Origin of the sequence: Actinosynnema sp. NPDC023587 (assembly GCF_040640215.1) — a bacterium.
In the GTDB taxonomy this organism is placed as follows: domain Bacteria; phylum Actinomycetota; class Actinomycetes; order Mycobacteriales; family Pseudonocardiaceae; genus Actinosynnema.
This window is the reverse complement of sequence record NZ_JBFABG010000005.1, coordinates 159466-176607: the sequence shown is the minus strand read 5'-3', so window position 1 is coordinate 176607 and position 17142 is coordinate 159466. Positions and strand designations below refer to the sequence as shown.

Annotated in this window: 15 protein-coding genes and 1 pseudogene; 8 read left to right on the top strand and 8 right to left on the bottom strand. The window is 74.8% G+C overall.

Annotated elements, in window-relative coordinates; all coding sequences use genetic code 11:
- Positions 1–64: 64 nt before the first annotated feature.
- On the top strand, positions 65–1651 hold the full coding sequence (locus tag AB0G01_RS16530) for a methyltransferase (protein ID WP_360945831.1): 1587 nt from the start codon (positions 65–67) through the stop codon (positions 1649–1651).
- A gap of 55 nt (positions 1652–1706) precedes the next feature.
- On the opposite strand, the gene AB0G01_RS16525 is transcribed toward AB0G01_RS16530, so the two are convergent.
- On the bottom strand, positions 1707–1952 hold the full coding sequence (locus AB0G01_RS16525; RefSeq protein WP_360945828.1) for a hypothetical protein: 246 nt from the start codon (positions 1950–1952) through the stop codon (positions 1707–1709).
- A 135-nt stretch (positions 1953–2087) separates the two neighbouring features.
- On the opposite strand from AB0G01_RS16525, the gene AB0G01_RS16520 reads away from it, so the two are divergent.
- The 3 genes from AB0G01_RS16520 (at position 2088) to AB0G01_RS16510 (ending at position 4874) form a co-directional block, all read left to right on the top strand.
- Entirely contained in the window at positions 2088–3281 is a 1194-nt protein-coding gene (locus AB0G01_RS16520; RefSeq protein WP_360945825.1) for a sugar efflux transporter, read from the top strand.
- 155 nt (positions 3282–3436) lie between these two features.
- Positions 3437–4105, top strand: coding sequence for a hypothetical protein (locus AB0G01_RS16515; RefSeq protein WP_360945822.1), 669 nt, complete (start codon positions 3437–3439; stop codon positions 4103–4105).
- Between the two features lie 115 nt (positions 4106–4220).
- Positions 4221–4874 (top strand): maleylpyruvate isomerase N-terminal domain-containing protein, encoded by a 654-nt coding sequence (locus AB0G01_RS16510; protein ID WP_360945819.1) that lies wholly within the window; start codon positions 4221–4223, stop codon positions 4872–4874.
- Between the two features lie 24 nt (positions 4875–4898).
- Here AB0G01_RS16510 and AB0G01_RS16505 read toward each other — a convergent pair whose 3' ends face one another.
- From AB0G01_RS16505 to AB0G01_RS16485, 5 genes are read right to left on the bottom strand one after another with little or no spacing between them, the layout of a single operon-like run.
- A complete protein-coding gene (locus AB0G01_RS16505; RefSeq protein ID WP_360945816.1) occupies positions 4899–5711 on the bottom strand; it encodes an ECF transporter S component in 813 nt (270 codons plus the stop codon).
- Positions 5708–7303 carry an ATP-binding cassette domain-containing protein gene (locus AB0G01_RS16500; RefSeq protein ID WP_360945813.1) on the bottom strand — a complete coding sequence of 532 codons (1596 nt, stop codon included), beginning with the start codon at positions 7301–7303 and terminating at the stop codon, positions 5708–5710. The genes AB0G01_RS16505 and AB0G01_RS16500 overlap by 4 nt, the downstream gene beginning before the upstream one ends.
- Positions 7300–8370 (bottom strand): CbiQ family ECF transporter T component, encoded by a 1071-nt coding sequence (locus AB0G01_RS16495; protein ID WP_360945810.1) that lies wholly within the window; start codon positions 8368–8370, stop codon positions 7300–7302. The genes AB0G01_RS16500 and AB0G01_RS16495 overlap by 4 nt, the downstream gene beginning before the upstream one ends.
- 41 nt (positions 8371–8411) lie before the next feature.
- Positions 8412–9227, bottom strand: coding sequence for a hypothetical protein (locus AB0G01_RS16490; RefSeq protein WP_360945807.1), 816 nt, complete (start codon positions 9225–9227; stop codon positions 8412–8414).
- 22 nt (positions 9228–9249) lie between these two features.
- Positions 9250–10557, bottom strand: coding sequence for a prenyltransferase/squalene oxidase repeat-containing protein (locus tag AB0G01_RS16485; RefSeq protein ID WP_360945804.1), 1308 nt, complete (start codon positions 10555–10557; stop codon positions 9250–9252).
- Positions 10558–10943: 386 nt separating this feature from the next.
- On the opposite strand from AB0G01_RS16485, the gene AB0G01_RS16480 reads away from it, so the two are divergent.
- Positions 10944–12134, top strand: coding sequence for a cytochrome P450 (locus tag AB0G01_RS16480; RefSeq protein WP_360945801.1), 1191 nt, complete (start codon positions 10944–10946; stop codon positions 12132–12134).
- A gap of 123 nt (positions 12135–12257) precedes the next feature.
- Here AB0G01_RS16480 and AB0G01_RS16475 read toward each other — a convergent pair whose 3' ends face one another.
- Positions 12258–13160: an ABC transporter substrate-binding protein gene (locus AB0G01_RS16475; RefSeq protein ID WP_360945798.1), complete on the bottom strand. Its 903-nt coding sequence runs from the start codon at positions 13158–13160 to the stop codon at positions 12258–12260.
- A 112-nt stretch (positions 13161–13272) separates the two neighbouring features.
- On the opposite strand from AB0G01_RS16475, the gene AB0G01_RS16470 reads away from it, so the two are divergent.
- From AB0G01_RS16470 to AB0G01_RS16460, 3 genes and pseudogenes are all read left to right on the top strand, one after another.
- Positions 13273–14199 carry a DMT family transporter gene (locus AB0G01_RS16470; RefSeq protein WP_360946493.1) on the top strand — a complete coding sequence of 309 codons (927 nt, stop codon included), beginning with the start codon at positions 13273–13275 and terminating at the stop codon, positions 14197–14199.
- A gap of 111 nt (positions 14200–14310) precedes the next feature.
- Positions 14311–15489 carry a S8 family peptidase gene (locus tag AB0G01_RS16465; protein WP_360945796.1) on the top strand — a complete coding sequence of 393 codons (1179 nt, stop codon included), beginning with the start codon at positions 14311–14313 and terminating at the stop codon, positions 15487–15489.
- Positions 15490–15702: 213 nt separating this feature from the next.
- A pseudogene (locus AB0G01_RS16460) lies at positions 15703–15804 on the top strand (IS30 family transposase); the annotation flags it as partial.
- A gap of 86 nt (positions 15805–15890) precedes the next feature.
- Here the strand turns inward: AB0G01_RS16460 and AB0G01_RS16455 are convergent.
- Entirely contained in the window at positions 15891–17057 is a 1167-nt protein-coding gene (locus tag AB0G01_RS16455; RefSeq protein WP_360945793.1) for a 4-hydroxybenzoate 3-monooxygenase, read from the bottom strand.
- Positions 17058–17142 lie beyond the last annotated feature (85 nt).

The following is a 17142-nucleotide window of genomic DNA, read 5'->3' as shown; positions in this document are numbered from 1 at the left end:
CCACCACGGGCGGGGACCCGGCCATCGCTGGGGAGGGACGACTATGTCCACATTGGACAGTGCGGTGCGTTTCAGGTTGGCGGAGCGGGACGTCCGGCGGATCGCGGAGACCGTGGAGTTCGTCCGCGACACGCCGACCGCCGAGGCGCTGGACGCCGTGCTGCCGGGCACGGACCTGGCCCGGCACCTGGAGTTCGCGCACGGCGCGTTACTCGTGGCCGCGCCGTCGGCCGACGCCGTGGTGGCGGACCTGGTGGCGCTGGGCGTGGTGCCGCGCGAGTCGTCGCCGAACGCCGTGGTGCGCGGCCGGTTGGCGCGGGAGCTGGGCCGCGACGACCTGGACGTGCGCGTCGTGCGCGGCGAGGTCGGAGGCGGGACGCGCGAACTGGAGCTCTCCGTGCTGTGCGGCGACGTCGAGGAGCTGTCGGGCCGGGAGGGCGGGGCGCACCTGGCGTTCCGGGCGATCGGCGACGACGACGTGGTGCTGCGCGGCGTGTGCGGGACGTTGCTCGACGCGGGTCTGGTCGCGGACGGCGGCGGGTACGACAAGCACGAGGACGTGACCGTGCTGCACTTCCGCGGCGAGCGCCGGATGGAGCTGATCGCGCCGGGACGGCGGGACCCCCTGCTGGTGCGCCACCTCGGCCGGCCCGACCAGGCCGAGCGGGACATGCTGCACCTGATGAGCGGCGCGTGGCGGACCCGGTCGCTGGCGGTGGCCGCCGAGCTGGGTGTGGCGGACCTGCTGGCCGACGGGCCGCGCACGACCGCCGAACTCGCGGCGGGGACCGGGACGGTGCCGGACAACCTGCGGCGGCTGCTGCGGTTCCTGGCTTCGCTGGGTGTGTTCGGCGTGCGCGGCGACTCCTGGTCGCTGACCCCGCTGGGCGAGGTGCTGCGCGGGGACGTGGACGGGTCGCAGCGCGACCTGGCGCGGCTGTACGGCGGGATGTTCTACCGCTCGTTCAGCGCCCTGGAGCACACCGTGCGGACCGGCGGGTCGGCGTTCACGCACGTCTTCGGCGCGGACCCGTTCGACCACTTCGCGGCGAACCCGGCGGACGCGCGGCTGTTCGAGAGCGCGATGGCCGCCGCCACGAGCTTCCTCCGGATCGTGCCGGGGGTGCTGGACCTGCCCGCCGAGGGCGTGGTGGTGGACGTGGCGGGCGGGGACGGCCACCTGCTGGGGTTCGTGCTCCAGGAGCGCCCGGGGCTGCGCGGCGTGCTGTTCGACCGGCCGCACGTGATGGACTCGGCGCGGGCGGTCCTCGCGGGCCACGGCTGCGGCGAGCGGGTCGGGTTGGTGGCGGGGGACTTCTTCGTCGACCCGGTGCCGGCGGGCGGGGCGGTCTACCTGCTGTCGCGAATCCTGCACGACTGGGACGACGAGAGGTGCGCGGCAATCCTGGCCAACATCCGGTCGGCCGCCGCACCGGGTTCGACGCTGGTGGTGGTGGAGCGGCCGATCCCGGAATCGCGCCTGGAAGTGTTACCGCTGGCGTGGGACGTGCACATGATGGTGAACAACGTGCACGGGCGCGAGCGGACGCTGGGGGAGTACCGGGACCTGCTGTGCGCCGGCGGGTTCGAGCTCGTGGAGAGCCGGCCCCTGCCGCTGGACATGGCGGTGCTGGTGGCCCGCGCGGTGTAGCTGATTTTATTCCCTTAATGATTTCAGTGTGGAATAAATAGAGCGGGTTCGGCGGTCAGGCTTCGGTGGGTCGGCCGTACCGGGTATGGCCCCGGCCGGCGGTGCGACCGCCGTTGTGGTTGTCGTGACCGGCGGGCGGGTGCGCCAGGCGCGTGCCGGGAGCTCTGCGCAGCGCCTCGAAGTGGACGAGGTTGCGCGCGGCGGTGAGCCGCTCGCGCAGGCGGGCCACGGCCAGGCGGAGCTTGGACTCGACCTCCGCTGGGTCGACTTCGCTCTCCGGATCGGTGGGTCGGGGGTTCACGGGGGTGCGGTACCCGACCGGGCGAGCGGCCAAACGGCCGCCGGGTCGGGCCTTGTGATCGCTCTCACCGTCCAGTCCCCGGGAATCGATTTCGTCCCGGTGCGCCCGGGTGCGCAGGATGGCGGGGTGGTCGCTGTGTCCGAAACCGCCGTCCCGCCCGGCTCCCGGTCGTTCCTGCCCCTGCTGTCGGTCAGCCTGCTGACCGGCGTCGGGTACGCGTTGGCCGGGCCGTTCCTGTCGCTGTTCCTGATCAAGGAGCTGGGCGCGGCTCCGTTCGCGGTGGGCGCGTTCCTGCTCACGACGTCGTTGGCGGCGTTGGCGGTGAGCACCGTGATCGGCAGGTGGTCGGACGCGCGGGCGGTGCGGCGCGACCTGATCGTCTGGGCGTCGCTGGCCGGCGCGGCGTCGTTCGGGCTGTTCGCGGTGGTGCGGAACTACTGGCTGCTGCTGGTGGTGGCGCTGTCGTTGTCGGCGGTGGCGTCGTGCCTGATGCCGCAGACGTTCGCCTACGCGCGGCAGTCGTTGGAGCGGTCGGGGTCGGTGCGCGCGCCGCTGGCGATCAGCGCGGTCCGGACGATGGTCTCGGTGTCGTGGGTCGCGGGTCCGCCGGTGGCGGCGCTGCTGATCGACGCCCGGGGGTTCTCCGGGCTGTTCGCGGCGGCGGCGGGGGTGTACCTGGCGGCGGCGCTGGTGACCGGGTTGACGTTGCCGGAGCTGGGCGGCGGCGCGCCGGTGGCCCCGGCGTCGTCCGGTCCGGGGGTGCGCCGGGAGGTCCTCTTCGCGGCGGCGGCGTTCGTGTTGTTGCAGGGCGCGACGTCGGTGGGGGTGTACGCGATGCCGTTGTACCTGACGGACGTGCTGCACGGGACGACGGCGGACGCGGGGCTGGTGCTGGGGTTGTGCGCGGCGTTGGAGATCCCGTTGATGCTGGGGTTCGGGGCGTTGGCGATGCGCGTCGACTACCGGCGGTTGGTGTTGGCCGGCGGTGTGGTGGCGCTGGCCTACTACGGGGTGATGGTGCTGACGACGGCGACGTGGCAGGTGGCGGCGGCGCAGGCGTTGCACGCGATCGTGATCTCGGCGGTAATGGGCGTGGGCATCTCGTACTTCCAGGACCTGGTGCCGGATCGGCCGGGGTACGCCACGACGATGTTCACGAACACGGCGAAGGCCAGCGCGATGATGGCGGGCCCGCTGCTGGCGCTCTCGCAGGTGCTGGGGTACCGGAGTGCGTACGTGATCGGGTTCGTGCTGTCGGCGCTGGGGCTGGGGTTGCTGGTGCTGGCCCGGCGTCGGCAGCCCCGGCGCACCTCGCCGACACCCGCGTGAACGGTTCGCGACCACCGGAATGACCGCTCGTCGGCAGGGTGGTCGGGTGGGGCGGTGCCGCGCGGCGACGTCCGATCGATTTCGCCGATTCCGCTGTTTGCGGTGACGGCGGCTGCTCCGGTTGCTAGACCTGTGCTCTCGGAGGAGGGGGTGCGATGCCGGGTTCGGACGGGCGGCGGATCGGTGGCGCGGGTGGCGGCAGTGACAAAGGTCGAGGTGGAGGGGGCGCGGTGGTGGTGGCCGGCCTGGTCGCGTTGGGCGCGGTCGGTGCCGGTGGGGTGGGCGTGACCGGTGGTGGTGCCGGGGGAGCGGGTGGCGCGGGCGCGCGCGGCGTGTCGGCGCGGAAGGCGGAGGGGCAGCAGGCGGCGCGCAAGGGGGACACCGAGGGCGCGTGGCAGCGGATGGGGATGCGGGGACTGCGGCAGACGGCCGAGCAGCAGGCCGAGTGCGTGGTGTCGTCGTTCGGGCGGGTGCGGGAGTTCTTCCAGGGAACGCGGTGCGCGTCGCTGGACCGGGTGTTGTTCGCGGTGGGGGACGGTGCCGGGAACTCGGCGGTGGTGTCGGTGGTGTGGGTGGGGTTCGCGGCGCGCGGGGACGCGGCGGACTTCAAGTCGTTGATCGACCGGCACGGCAGTGGTGACGTGACGCCGTTGGGCGGCGCGCTGCTGGGGTTGGCCGACGTGTCGTTCAGCGGCCTGAACTACGGGTCGGACCGGGACGGGAACACGGTCGTGATCGCGGAGGCCGAGCGGATCGGGGGCTCGGTGGACGCGGAGACGTTGGACGCGCTGGCGGAAGTGGCCTCGTACCTGCCCCCGCCCTGACCGGTGCCGCCCCAACCGGTGCTGCTCGAACCGGTGCTGCTCGAACCGGTGCTGCCCAACCGGGGCCGTCGTGCCTGCGGTTGTCCGCCGGCCACCCCGGCAATACCGTGCCGGGGTGGACCTCTTCTCGCGCTCGTGGACGGCGTTGCTCGCGGCGGTGGCGGCCACCCCGGACGAGGACTTCGACCGCCCCTCCGGCTGCGCCGGCCGGCTCGTCCGGGACCTGGTGTGCCACCTGGTGGTCGACGCCCAGGACGTGCTGATCACGTTGGTCACGCCCGTCGACGCCGAGCCGACGGTGGACGCGGTCACCTACTGGAACCTGGTGGACCCGCCGACCGGCGAGGACCCGCTGGACGCGTTGATCCCCCGGCTGGCGGCGGCCTACGGCGATCCGGGGCTGCTGAAGTCCCACCTGGCCGACGTCGGCGCGGCGGCGGGACGCGCGGCCGTGCTCGCCGATCCGGCGGTTCGCGTCGGCACCCGGGACGTGGTGCTCACGGTGGGGGACTACCTGTCGGCGTACGTGCTCGAATGGACGGTGCACCACCTCGACCTGGTGGCGCACCTGCCCTCGCCCGCCGGACCGCCGGTGGAGGCGCTCGCGGCGGCGCGCGGGTCGTTGGAGGAGGTCGCCGGGGTCGTGTTCCCGGGCTCGTTCTCGGATCGGGAGGCGCTGCTGGTCGGCACCGGACGCCGTCCGCCGACCGGCGCGGAGACCGCCGCGCTGGGTGAGCTCGCCGCGAAGCTGCCGTTCGTCGTCGGTTGACCGGCCCGGCCCCCGGGACGCGGTTCAGGCGGTGTCGAACGCGGCCTTGCGGGCCGCCCGGCGCAGGGTGCGGAGCAGGACGGGGCCGGTGACCACCACCAGGACCGTGGTGGTGATGGCGCGGCCGATGTCCCAGCCCAACGAGGTGGCGAGGCTGAACGCGACGAGCCGGACGAGGTTGTCCGCGATCGGACCGCCGGGCTGGAACGACAGGCCGGTGCTGCCGGCGGACAGCGCGAACGGCCAGAACGACAGGTTGAGCAGCAGCCCGTAGACCAGCGACGCGACGGCGGCGTAGCCGGCCAGCAGGGCGAGTTCGGCGCGCCCGGTCAGCCGGGGGAGCAGGCCCGCGCCCAGGGCGACCCAGGCGGCGGCCAGCATCTGGTAGGGCAGCCACGGCCCGATGCCGCCGGTGAGCAGCGCGGACGCGAACAGCATGGTGTTGCCCAGCACGAAGCCGAATCCCGGCCCGAACACCCGGCCGCCGAGGACCAGCAGGAAGAACACGGTCTCGATGCCGGCGGTGCCCGCGCCGAGCGGCCGGATGGCCGCGCCGAGGGCGGACAGCACGCCCAGCACGGCGATGGCCTTGGCGGTCAGGCCGTCCTCGCTGATCTCGGCCAGCACCACGGCCAGCACGAGGGGCAGCAGCAGTGCGAACGTCCACGGCGCGTCGGTGCCGTGGGCGATGCCGGCGTCCGGGTCGACCAGCAGGGGCCAGCCGAACGCGGCCACCCCGAGGACGCCCGACGCGATCAGGGCGGCGGTGGCGCGGGGGCGCAGCCGGATCGGCGCGGTGGTCCGCCCAGTGGTCCGCCCGGGGGTCGGCGGGGTCATCGGCCGGCCAGGGCGGCGGCGACGTCGGCGACCGTGAGCCACGGGCCCAGCACCTTCGCGACCTGCGGGGAGAACGTGGGGGAGGCGGTGACGACGTCGAGGGTGGGGCCGTCGGCGACGGTCTCGCCGGCCGCGAGGACGACGACGCGGGTGGCGTACTCGGCGACGAACTCGACGTCGTGGGTGGCGAGCACGATGGCGTGGCCGTCGTCGGCGAGGTCGCGCAACGCCTGGGCGAGGCGGGTCTTGGCGGGGTAGTCCAGTCCCCGGGTCGGCTCGTCGAGCAGGACCACGCGGGGTTCCGGGGTGAGGGCGACCGCCAGGACGAGTGCGAGCCGCTGGCCCTCGGACAGGTCGCGGGGGTGGCGGGTGCCGGGCACACCGGGTGCCAGGTGGTCGAGCAGGGCGCGGCAGGTGCCGGCGGGGCGCTCGGCCTCGCGGTCGGCCTGCTCGCACTCGGCGGTGACGGTGTGCAGGTAGAGCAGGTCGGCGGGTTGTTGCGGGACGAGTCCGACGGCCCGCCGCCGCGCCGCGGGCTTGCGGCCGGCGGGGTCGCTGCCGTCGACGGTGACGGTGCCGCCGGACCGCGTGCCGGTGCCCTGGAGCGCCCACAGGAGGCTGGACTTGCCGCTGCCGTTGCGGCCCATCACCGCGACGCGTTCGCCGGCGTGGACGTGCAGGGAGACGCCGCGCAGCGCGTCGACGCCGCCGTAGCGGACCCGCAGGTCGCGGGCGTGCAGGAGGTCGGGGCCGAGGTCGGGGGCGGGCGTGGGGGTGGGTTCGCCGAGCCGGTCGCGCAGCGGCGCGGCGCGGCGGCGGGCGTCGCGGATGGACACCGGGACGGGCTGCCAGCCGGCGAGCCGCGCGAGCCGGACGACGGGCGGGGCGACGGGGGCGTCGGCGAGGACCGCGCCGGGGTCGCCGGCGACGGGCGGCCCGTCGTCGGGCAGCCACACGACGCGGTCGGCGTACTGGGCGACGCGCTCCAGGCGGTGCTCGGCGATCAGGACGGTCATGCCGAGGTCGTGGACGAGGCGGTGCAGGGCGGCGAGGACGTCCTCGGCCGCGCCCGGGTCGAGCGCCGAGGTCGGTTCGTCGAGCACCAGCACGCGCGGGTGCGCGGTGAGGGCCGCGCCGACGGCGACGCGCTGCTGCTGGCCGCCGGACAGCGTGGCCAGGGGGCGGTCGCGCAGGTCGGCGAGCCCGAGCAGGTCCAGGGTCTCCTCGACGCGCTTGCGCATCACGGGGTTGGGCAGGCCGAGGGACTCCATGGAGTAGGCGAGCTCCTCCTCCACCGAGTCGGTGACGAACCCGGCCTGCGGGTCCTGGGAGACCAGGCCGACCACGTCGGCGAGCTCACGTGGCGGGTTCGTCCGGGTGTCCCGGCCGGCCACCAGGACCCGGCCGGTGAGGGTGCCGCCGGTGAAGTGCGGGACCAGGCCGTTGACGGCGCGCAGCAGGGTGGACTTGCCGGCCCCGGTGCGGCCGACCACCAGGCACAGCTCGCCCTCGGGCACGTGCAGGTCCACGCCCGCCAGCGCCGGTGCGGGCGCGTCCGGGTAGGTGACGGTGACGTTCTCGAACCGGATCATGGCTTCTTCCGTCGGACGACCAGCAGGGGTGCGAGCGCGCACAGCAGGCCGAGCGCGGGCAGCGCGGGGAGGGTCGGCACTTCCAGCGGGACGGTGCTCGGGATCAGCGCGGTGCCGCCGAGGTCGGCCGGGGCGAGCAGGGTGGCCAGGGTGGCGACCACGCCGGAGGCGGTGATCAGCAGTTCGCGGGGCCCCCACGTGTCGGGCCGGTAGCGGCTGCGCCGGACCCGCCGGGACCCCGTCCGCAGCCCGGCGACCGCGAGGGCCGCGCCGAGGACCAGCACCGGCGTGCCGACCAGGGGCGGTGCCGTGCTGTCGAGCAGTCCGTACGCGCCGACGCACAGCCCGACGAGCCCGCCGAGGACGAGCGCGCCGGTGAGGAACCGGGCGGGCGCGGGCAGGCCGGCGTGGCGGCCGTAGCCGCGCGAGTCCATGGCGGCGGCGAGCACCAGCGACCGCTCGAAGGCGTCCTCCAGGACCGGGGCCATGAGCACCTTGACCGCGCGCACGCCGCGCGGGACGTCGCCGCGCAGGGCGCGGGCCCGCCGCACGGCGCGGGCGGACGCGACGAGCTGCGGCGCGACGGTCATGGCGACCACGACGGCGACGCTGACCTCGTAGAGCGCGGCGGGCAGGGACCGGAGCAGCCGCTTGGCGTTGGCCAGGGCGTTCGCCGCGCCGACGCAGCACAGCAGGGTCGCGAGCTGGAGGCCCTGGCACAGCGCGAACACCAGGCCCTCGGCGGTGACCGGGCCGCCGAGCCGGATGCCGCGCGCCCAGCCGGGCAACGGCACCTCGGGCAGCGTGATCAGGGTGGTCGGCCCGCCGACCCCGCCGAGCAGCACGTGGAACAGCACCCGGATGCCGATCACGACGAGCCCGAACTTGAGGAACACGCCGTAGGAGTTCGCCCACGGGGTGTCGTCGCGGCAGGTGACCGCGACCAGCCCGGCCACGGTGATCACCAGGCCCAGCAGGACCGGGTTGGTGGTGCGGCCCGCGACGACCGCGAGCGCCAGCGCCCACAGCCACCACGCGCCGGGGTGGGGTGCCCGTCCCGCCGTCACCGCGCGCCCGCCCTCACCCGGTGACCTTCCCCCGGCGACCTTCACCCGGCAGCGCGGCGGCGGGCCGTCCACAGGCCGAGGGCGGCGAGCACGGCGATCACCGCGACGCCGATGACGAGCCCGGCGGTGCCGCCCGAGGTCGGGGTCCGCTCGGCGACCGGCGTGGTGGCGGCCGTCGTGGGCGCGTCTGCGGACGGGGACACCGGTGCGGAGGGCGCGGACGAGGACGTGGGCGCGGACGCCGTCGTGCTGCCGGCGGTGCTGGTCGGCGTGGCCGCGTCGGTCGTGACGGGTCCGCCGGTCGTGGTCGCGGCGGGCTGCCCGGGTTGCCCGGTCGGCGCGGGTCGACCCGGGGGGACGGGCGTGCCGGGCTGGGCCGGGCGCGGGTCCGGCGGTGGCGCGGGCGGTTCGGGTCGGACCGGTGCGGGCGGCGCGGTGCCGGGTCGCCCGCCCGCGCCGAACGCCCAGCCCTCGACGCTGCCGGGCGCGGGGTCGCGACCGCCGGCACCGGCGGCGCTGTACACCCAGGACCCGCCCGGCTGGGCGTGCCAGTACGACCAGTAGGCGTTGGTGGGAGCGGCGTTCACGCACGGGTCGGACGCCGGCAGGTCGTCGATCCGGCAGACGAACCCGGCGGACCGGCTCGCCGACCGGTAGCCGAACCCGGCCGCGCCGAGCGCCGCGAGCCCGCTGGCCGGGTCGCCGGCGGCGCAGCCGGTGCGCACCCCGCCGCCGAGCGCGCCGAAGTCCACGACCACGGTCACCCCCGGGCAGTCGGCCGCTCGGGCGGGGGACGCGGGCACGGCCGCGCCGACCAGCGCGAGACCGGCGGCGGCGAGCAGTGCGGCGGCCTTCACGACGTGGGCCGGGTGCGGCCGGTCACCGGCGCACCGCCGCGAACCGCCGGCGCGCCACCACCAGCGTGAGCGCTCCGGCGAGGACGAGCAGCGCGCCGATCCACAGCGCCGGCGCGACCTCCACGCCGGTGCGGGCCAGGGTGCCCGAGCCCGTCACGACGAACCCGGCGACCGGGGTCGGCGTGGTCGTCGCGGTGTCCTCGGCGGGCGGCGCGGTCGTGGTCGGCGGCGTGGCCGTCGTGGTGGTCGGCTCAGTGGTGGTCGGCTCAGTGGTGGTCACCGTCGTGGTCGTGGTCGCGGTGGGGCAGTCCAGGACCGGCGCGGCGGGCTTGTCGCCGGCCGAGGAGATCTCGGCGAGCCCGGTGCCGACGATGCCGAGCACGGCCTGGGCGGTGGCGCGGGTGGCGGTGGCGGCGTCGAAGCCCCCGGCGTCCTGGGCGATCGCCCCGGCGGCGGCGTGGCCGCACCCGACCTGGAGACCGGTCAGGTAGTCGGCGGCGCGGTCGGCGGCGGCGTCCCGCCCGCCGACGCGCAGCGCCTGCGCGGCCAGGCCGGTGCTGTTGGCGTTGGCCCGGCCGCCCTGGTCGGGCCGCGAGTCGTCGGGGAAGCCGCCGTCGGCGAGCTGCCGCCCGGTCAGCCAGCCCAGGCCCTTCGCGGCGTCGGCGGTGCGGCCGGCGGCGAGCAGCGCCTGGACGGCCATCCCGGTGGCGTCCGCCTGCGACGTGCAGGTCGGCTGGGCGATCTGGAGCGGGAATCCGCCGTCCGGGCACGCGGTGCCGGCCAGGAAGTCGACCGCCTTGGCGGGCGCGTCGCCGTGCCGGGCCAGCGTGATCACCGCGAGCGACTGGGAGAAGTTGTTGCTGAAGTCGCCGTCCCGCGAGGTGTCGGAGAACCGGCCCGACGCGGTCTGGAGGGCGGTGAGCCCGGCGATCAGGTCCACGCCGCCGACGCTGGTCGGGTCGCCGCCCTGGGCGAGCACGGCGAGGGCGAGCTTCGCGTGCGAGCCGGCGTACTTCGCGCCCAGCGGGTCGCTGGTGTAGCCGGCCACGGTCTCGGGTTCGCTCAGCCAGGCCAGGGCCTTCGCGGCGCTGTCCTGCGCCACGCCGGCGGCGTCGAAGGCGAGCAGCGCGTCGATGGTCAGGCCCTGGTCGGGGTAGACGACACCGCCGAACTCGGCCTCGAACCGCTCGCCGTCCACGAGTCGGCCGGACAGCCAGCCGGCGGCGGCTTCGGCCGGTGCCGCGGTGACCGGGGCGGCCTGGGCGGCGGGTGCCGCGAGGAGCGCGGACAGCGCGACGGCGACTGCGACGGCGGTCCGTCTCGTGGGCATGGCGACAGCCTTCCGGGGGCGCGGGGTCACCGCCGAACCCCGGGCAGCCGTGACCGACCTCCCCCGGGCTCCGACCCGTTGACCTCGACGGTTGTCAGGAGCGGTGCGCGCGCGTCGGGCGGTGTGGTCCGCCCCGGCGAGGGGGCTACCGTTGCGGGTCGACACCGGGTACCGACCGGCGTCACCCCGAACCGGGCGCGGCAGCCGATCGTCTGTCACCTGACCTGAGGTGTCAATCCGCCTGTGGCGCGATGCTCCTCACGCGTACCTACGGTTACCGTCGATCAGATCAACCTGGGGAAGAGGGGTGTGGAATGGCGACTCTGGCGTCGGTGCGCGACGGCTTGGTGGCGTGGGTCGCACGGCGTTCGGTCACGCGTTGGCTCATGGGGAGGGTCGGTTCGCGCGCGTTGTCGCTGCTCCCGGACCGGGCGCTGGTCCCGTTGAAGCGGGACGGGGTGGAGCCGGGCGTCGAGCTGGAGCGGATGAGGGAGGCCGGTCCGATCCACCGGCTGCCGGTGCCGTTCGGCGTGCGGGTGTGGTTGGTCACCGGCCAACCCGAGGCGAAAAAAGTGCTTTCCGACACAGATGCGTTCAGCAACGACTACGCGCGGCTCGGCGCGGCGGTCGGCATCGAGCAGACCCCAGGTGGCCTCGGGTTCGCCGATCCGCCCGACCACACCCGGCTGCGCAAGCTGCTCACGCCCGAGTTCACCATGCGCCGGCTGTCGCGGCTGGTGCCGAGGATCGACGAGATCGTCACCGAGCGGCTGGACGCGATGGCCGCCGTCGACGGGCCGGTGGACCTGGTCCGGGAGTTCGCGCTGCCGATCCCGTCGCTGACGATCTGCGAGCTGCTCGGCGTGCCCTACGCCGACCGCGACCGGTTCCAGGAACTCGCGGTGGCCCGGTTCGACCTGTTCGGCGGCGCGAACTCGGCGCTGGGCGCGATCTCCGAATCGCTGAAGTACATGGAGAAGATCGTCCGCCGGGAACGCCGCGACCCCGGCGACGGGCTGATCGGCATGATCATCCGCGAGCACGGCGACGCCGTGACCGACGCGGAGCTGGCCGGTCTCGCCGACGGCGTGCTCACCGGCGGGTTCGACACCACCGCGAGCATGCTCACGCTCGGTGCGATCGTGCTGATGAGCGACCCCGCCGCGCGGGCCGCGATGAAGGACGACGACAAGGCCGCCGCTCCGCTGGTGGAGGAGTTGTTGCGCCACCTGAGCGTGGTGCAGGTCGCGTTCCCCCGGTTCGCCAAGCGCGACCTGGTGATCGCCGACACCGAGATCAAGGAGGGCGACGTGCTGGCGGTCTCGCTCAGCGCCGCCAACCGCGAGGGCCTGGACCGGATGGACTTCGACGCGGCCCGCAAGGTCTCGACGCACCTGGCGTTCGGGCACGGCGCGCACCGCTGCGTCGGCGCGGAACTGGCCCGCCTGGAGCTGCGCGCCGCCTACCCGGCGCTGCTGCGCCGGTTCCCGGACCTGCGCTTCGCCGAGGAGAAGCCGACCTACCGCACGGCTTCGATCGTGCACGGCGTGGACGCGCTCATGGTCCACACCCGCTGACCTCCTCCCGCCGTGTCCGGGCCGGTCCGCTCCGGCCCGGACACGGCGGTGCGGACCACCGGCCAGTGTTGGCGGGCGGGTTCGACGCGCGGGCTCGGCGGGCGGGTTCGGCGGGCGGGGGAGTCACCCGACCCGGCGGGCCTCCGTGCGGTCGACCGGCGCGCCCACCCGCACCCCGTGCAGCACGTGCGCCAACACCTCCGCGCCGCGCACCACCCTCGGGCCGGGCCGGTTGAAGTACGACGGCCCGTCCAGCACCCACGTCGTCGCGCCCAGCGCGGCCCACCCCGGGCGCGCGGTCAGCACGTGCAGTTCCGCTTCGGTCCGGTCCGGCGGGAACCCGCACGGCAGCACCAGCACCACGTCCGGCCGCGCGTCCACGACGGCCTGCCACGCCACCGCCGAGGTGTGCTCGCCGGGCGCGGCGAGCAGCGGCTCCCCGCCCGCGCACGCGATCTGCTCGGGCACCCAGTGCCCGGCCGGCCACACCGGGTCCAGCCACTCGATCGCCACCACTCGCGGCCGGTCCCGGTCGGCGACCGCCGCGCGCACCGCCGCCAGCCGGTCCCGCAGCGCCGCTTCCCGGCGGGCCGCGACCTCGGGCACGCCCAGCACGTCGCCCACCCGGCGCAGGCAGTCCAGCACCTCGTCCACCGTGGCCGGCTCCAGGCTCAGCACCCGAGGCCCGGCGTCGAGCACCCGCACCGCCTCCGACACCCGCCGGTAGGACACCGCGCACACCGCGCACAGGTCCTGGGTCAGCACCAGGTCCGGCGCGAGGTCGGCCAGCAGCGCCTCGTCCAGCCCGTAGAGCGAGGACCCCCGGTGCGGCGACCCGCCGCGCACCGCGTCGGAGATCTCCCGGCTGCCCATCCGGTCCTGGTCGACGCCGGTCGAGGTGACCACCGGCACCGCCGCCACCGACGCGGGCCAGTCGCACTCGTGGGTCCGCCCGACCAGCGAGCCGGCGAACCCCAGTTCGGCCACCAGGTCGGTGGCGGCGGGCAGCAGGGACACGATGCGCATGCCCCCATCCTCAACCATGAAGCTCTGCTTAACGCAGGTGAACAATCATTCACTTTTCTTAAACAGAGCTGTGGGGCACGGTGGAGGCGTGCTGAACCGTTCCGTGGTGCGGATGGGACTCCTGGCCCTGTTGTGGGGATCGGTCTTCCTGTGGATCAAGCTCGCCCTCACCGGCCTGACCCCCGTCCAGCTCACCGTGATCAGGTGCGCGCTCGGCACGGCCGTGCTGCTCGTCCTCGCCGGCTTCGGCCGCCAGCGACTGCCGCGCGACCGGGTGACCTGGGGGCACCTGGTCGTCGCGGCGCTGTTCTGCAACGCCCTGCCGTTCCTGCTGTTCGGCATCGGCCAGCAGACCGTGGACTCCGGCGTCGCGGGCGTCCTGAACGCCACCACCCCGCTGTGGTCGGTGCTCATCGGCCTGGCCCTGCGCGCGGAACGCCGGCTCACCCCGGTCCGCGTCGGCGGACTCGTCCTCGGCTTCGCCGGCGTCGTGCTGATCTTCGCGCCGTGGCAGCGCAACGGCCTGGCCAGTTGGGGCGCGCTCGCCCTGCTCGGCGCGGCGGCCAGCTACGCCTTCGCGTTCGCCTACATGGGGCGCACCCTGGTCGGCCGGGCCGGGCCGATGGCGATCTCCGCGTCCCAGCTCGCCGCCGCCACCGGGTTGAGCGCGCTCGGCCTGCCGCTGTCCGGTCCGGCCCACCCGAACCCCACGGCGTTGATCGCGGTGGTGGTCCTCGGGATCTTCGGCACCGGGTTCACCTTCGTCCTGAACTACCGGATCATCGAGGAGGAGGGGGCCACCAGCGCCGCCACCGTCGGCTACCTGCTGCCCGTCGTGTCGGTCGGGCTCGGCGCTCTGGTGCTCGGCGAGCCGCTGACGCCCCGGGTCGTGGCCGGCATGGCCGTGGTGCTGGTCGGCGTCGCCATGACCCGGTCGGCCGCCGCCAAGCCGCCACAAGACGGGTCCGGCCCTTGCCCGTTGCCGGTTTTGTCCACCGAGCGTGACGGACCGCGCGGCCAATCGGCCGACCCCTGTTGACCATGGCATAACCGCTGGTCAGGCTTCTGGGTGGAACCCGTTCGAGTGACTGTTCGCCCCGCCAACCCTGCGCCGGGGCGCGCTCGTCCGGGTTCGCCGAAGGAGCCGTCCGTGCGTCCTCTCCCCACGACCTCCGCTGTGCTCGCCGCCGTCCTCGCGACGGCCGGCGTCACCGCGGGAGTCGCGTCCGCAGCGCCCCACCAGGTGCGGGTCACCACCCCGGCGGTCACCGCGACCGCCACCCCCGTCCCCGGGAGTTACATCGTCACCCTCGACCGGCGGACCCGCGGCGCGACCACCGCCGCCGCAGCGGCCGGCGTCACCCCGACCCGCGTCTACGACTCCGCGTTCACCGGGTTCTCCGCGAAGCTCACCCCGGCCCAGCTCCGCACGCTCAGCCGCGACCCGTCGGTGCGGGCCATCGAGCAGGACGTGGCCGTCACCGACGCCCTCGACATCACCCAGGCCAACCCGCCGTCGTGGGGCCTCGACCGCATCGACCAGAAGGCCCTGCCGCTGTCGGCCGGCTTCACCTACCACGCCACCGGTGCCGGCGTGCACGCCTACGTCATCGACACCGGCATCACACCAGACCACCCCGACTACGGCGGCCGGGCCACCTTCGACCACAACGCCGTCGACACGAACGACACCGACTGCCAGGGTCACGGCACGCACGTCGCCGGCATCATCGGCTCGAAGTCCTACGGCGTGGCCAAGGGCGTCCGGCTGCACGGCGTGAAGATGATGAACTGCGCCGGCAGCACCACCACCAGCGCCGCCATCGGCGCGATCGACTGGGTCACCCGCAACGCCCAGAAGCCCGCCGTGGCCAACACCTCGTGGAACTACCCGGCCAGCGCCGGCCTGGAGACCGCGATCCGGAACATGATCTCGTCCGGCGTCTTCCTGGCCACCTCGGCGGGCAACACCGGCGGCGACTCCTGCGACCGGCTGCCCCGCAAGGTGGAGACCGCCACGGTGGTCGCCTCCTCGGAGCGCACCGACGCCCGCTCGTCGTTCTCCAGCACCGGTGCCTGCGTGGACCTCTACGCACCCGGCGGCGTGGTCGTCTCGACCCTGCGCAGCGGCGGCAACGGCTCCATGAGCGGCACCTCCATGGCCACCCCGCACGTCGCGGGCGTCGCCGCGCTCTACAAGTCCCGCTACGGCGACCAGCCGCCGGCGACCGTCCACAACTGGCTCAACGCCAACGCCACGCCGAACGCGGTCAGCGGCGGCACGACCGGCGGCACGGTCAACCGCCTGCTGTTCACCGCCGGCCTGTGACCCCTCCCGGCGCGTGGGGACGGGACACGCCCCCGCGCGCCGGCTCAGGCGGGTGTCGGCCTCCGGCTCGGGCCGCTGGCTGGGCGAAGAGGAGCGCATCCACATCGCCGACCGGCCGCGCGCCGTCCACGGTCAGCCGCGAGATCCGCCGCAACGGCATGGCGCTGCGCGGCGACGCCTCGCGCCGGGCCTGCCGGCCGCATTCCGCGCAACGACGTGCCGGACAGCGACGTCCCCGGCCACCGGGACGGCGACCCGATCATCGGCGAGGACAACGGCTCCGCGATCGGCACCCTGGTCGAACGCACCACCCGCTAGCTGCTGCGCCAGTACTCACCCAAGGGCACCAACCTCGCCGGCCACGGCCCCGAGCTCCTGGCCGAAGCCGGCTGACCACGGTGTCAGGGCGTGCGGCCGGTGTCGTGGGGCAGGCCGACGTAGTTCTCCGCGAGGCTGGTCGCGGCGGCTTCCGAGGAGCAGACGTAGCGCAGTTGGGCCAGTTGCAACTGCCGGTCCAGCTCGTCGCCCGACGTGTGCAGCATCGAGGTCATCCACCACGAGAAGTGCGTGCACCGCCAGACCCGGCGCAACGCCCGCTCCTCGTAGCCGTCGAGCAGGTCGGTCCGCCCCTCCGCGAAGAACGCGCCCAGCGCCTCGGTCAGCACCGCCACGTCCGCCACCGCCAGGTTCAGCCCCTTCGCGCCGGTCGGCGGCACGATGTGCGCGGCGTCGCCGACCAGGAACAGCCGCCCGTGCCGCATCGGCGTGCTGACGAAGCTCCGCATCGGCGTGACGCCCTTGTCCACGATCGGCCCGGTGCCCAGCGACCAGCCGGGCAGCCCCAGCCGCACCCCGAGCTCGTCCCAGATCCGGTCGTCCGACCAGTCCTCGACCCGCTCGCCCGGGTCCACCTGGAGGTAGAGCCTGCTCAACCGCGGCGACCGCATGCTGTGCATCGCGAACCCGCGCGGGTGCCAGGCGTAGATCAGCTCGTCGGTCGACGGCGGCACCTCGGCCAGGATTCCCAGCCACGCGTACGGGTAGTCGCGCTCCCACGTCCGCCCCGCCGGGATGGTCGGCCGGCTGACGCCGTGGAAGCCGTCCGCGCCGACCACGACGTCCGCCTCCACCACCCGCGCCACGCCGTCGCCGTCCACGAACGACAGGCGCGGCCGATCGGTGTCGACGTCGTGCAGCGCCGTGTCCGACACCTCGAACCACACCGCGTCGCCGCGCGCCCCCAGCAGGTCCTTCACCACCTCGGTCTGCCCGTAGATCCACACCGACCGCCCGGTGAGCGCCCGGAAGTCGATGCGGTGCCGCTCGCCGGGCCACTGGAGGTGGATGCCGTCGTGCCGCATCCCGTGCTCCCGCAACCGGTCCCCGAGCCCGGCCGCCACCAGCAGGTCCACCGTGTCCTGCTCCAGCACGCCGGCCCGGATCCGGGCCTCGACGTACTCCCGCGAGCGGTTCTCCACCACGACCGAGTCCACGCCCCGCAGCGAGAGCAGGTGGGACAGCAACAACCCGGCCGGCCCGGCACCGACGATGGCGACCTGTGTGCGCATGGGAGAAGCGTGCTGGAGCGGCGGCGTCACGAACAGCACCCGCTGCCACTGAGTGGCAATCTCCTGGCCGGCACCCGTCCGGACG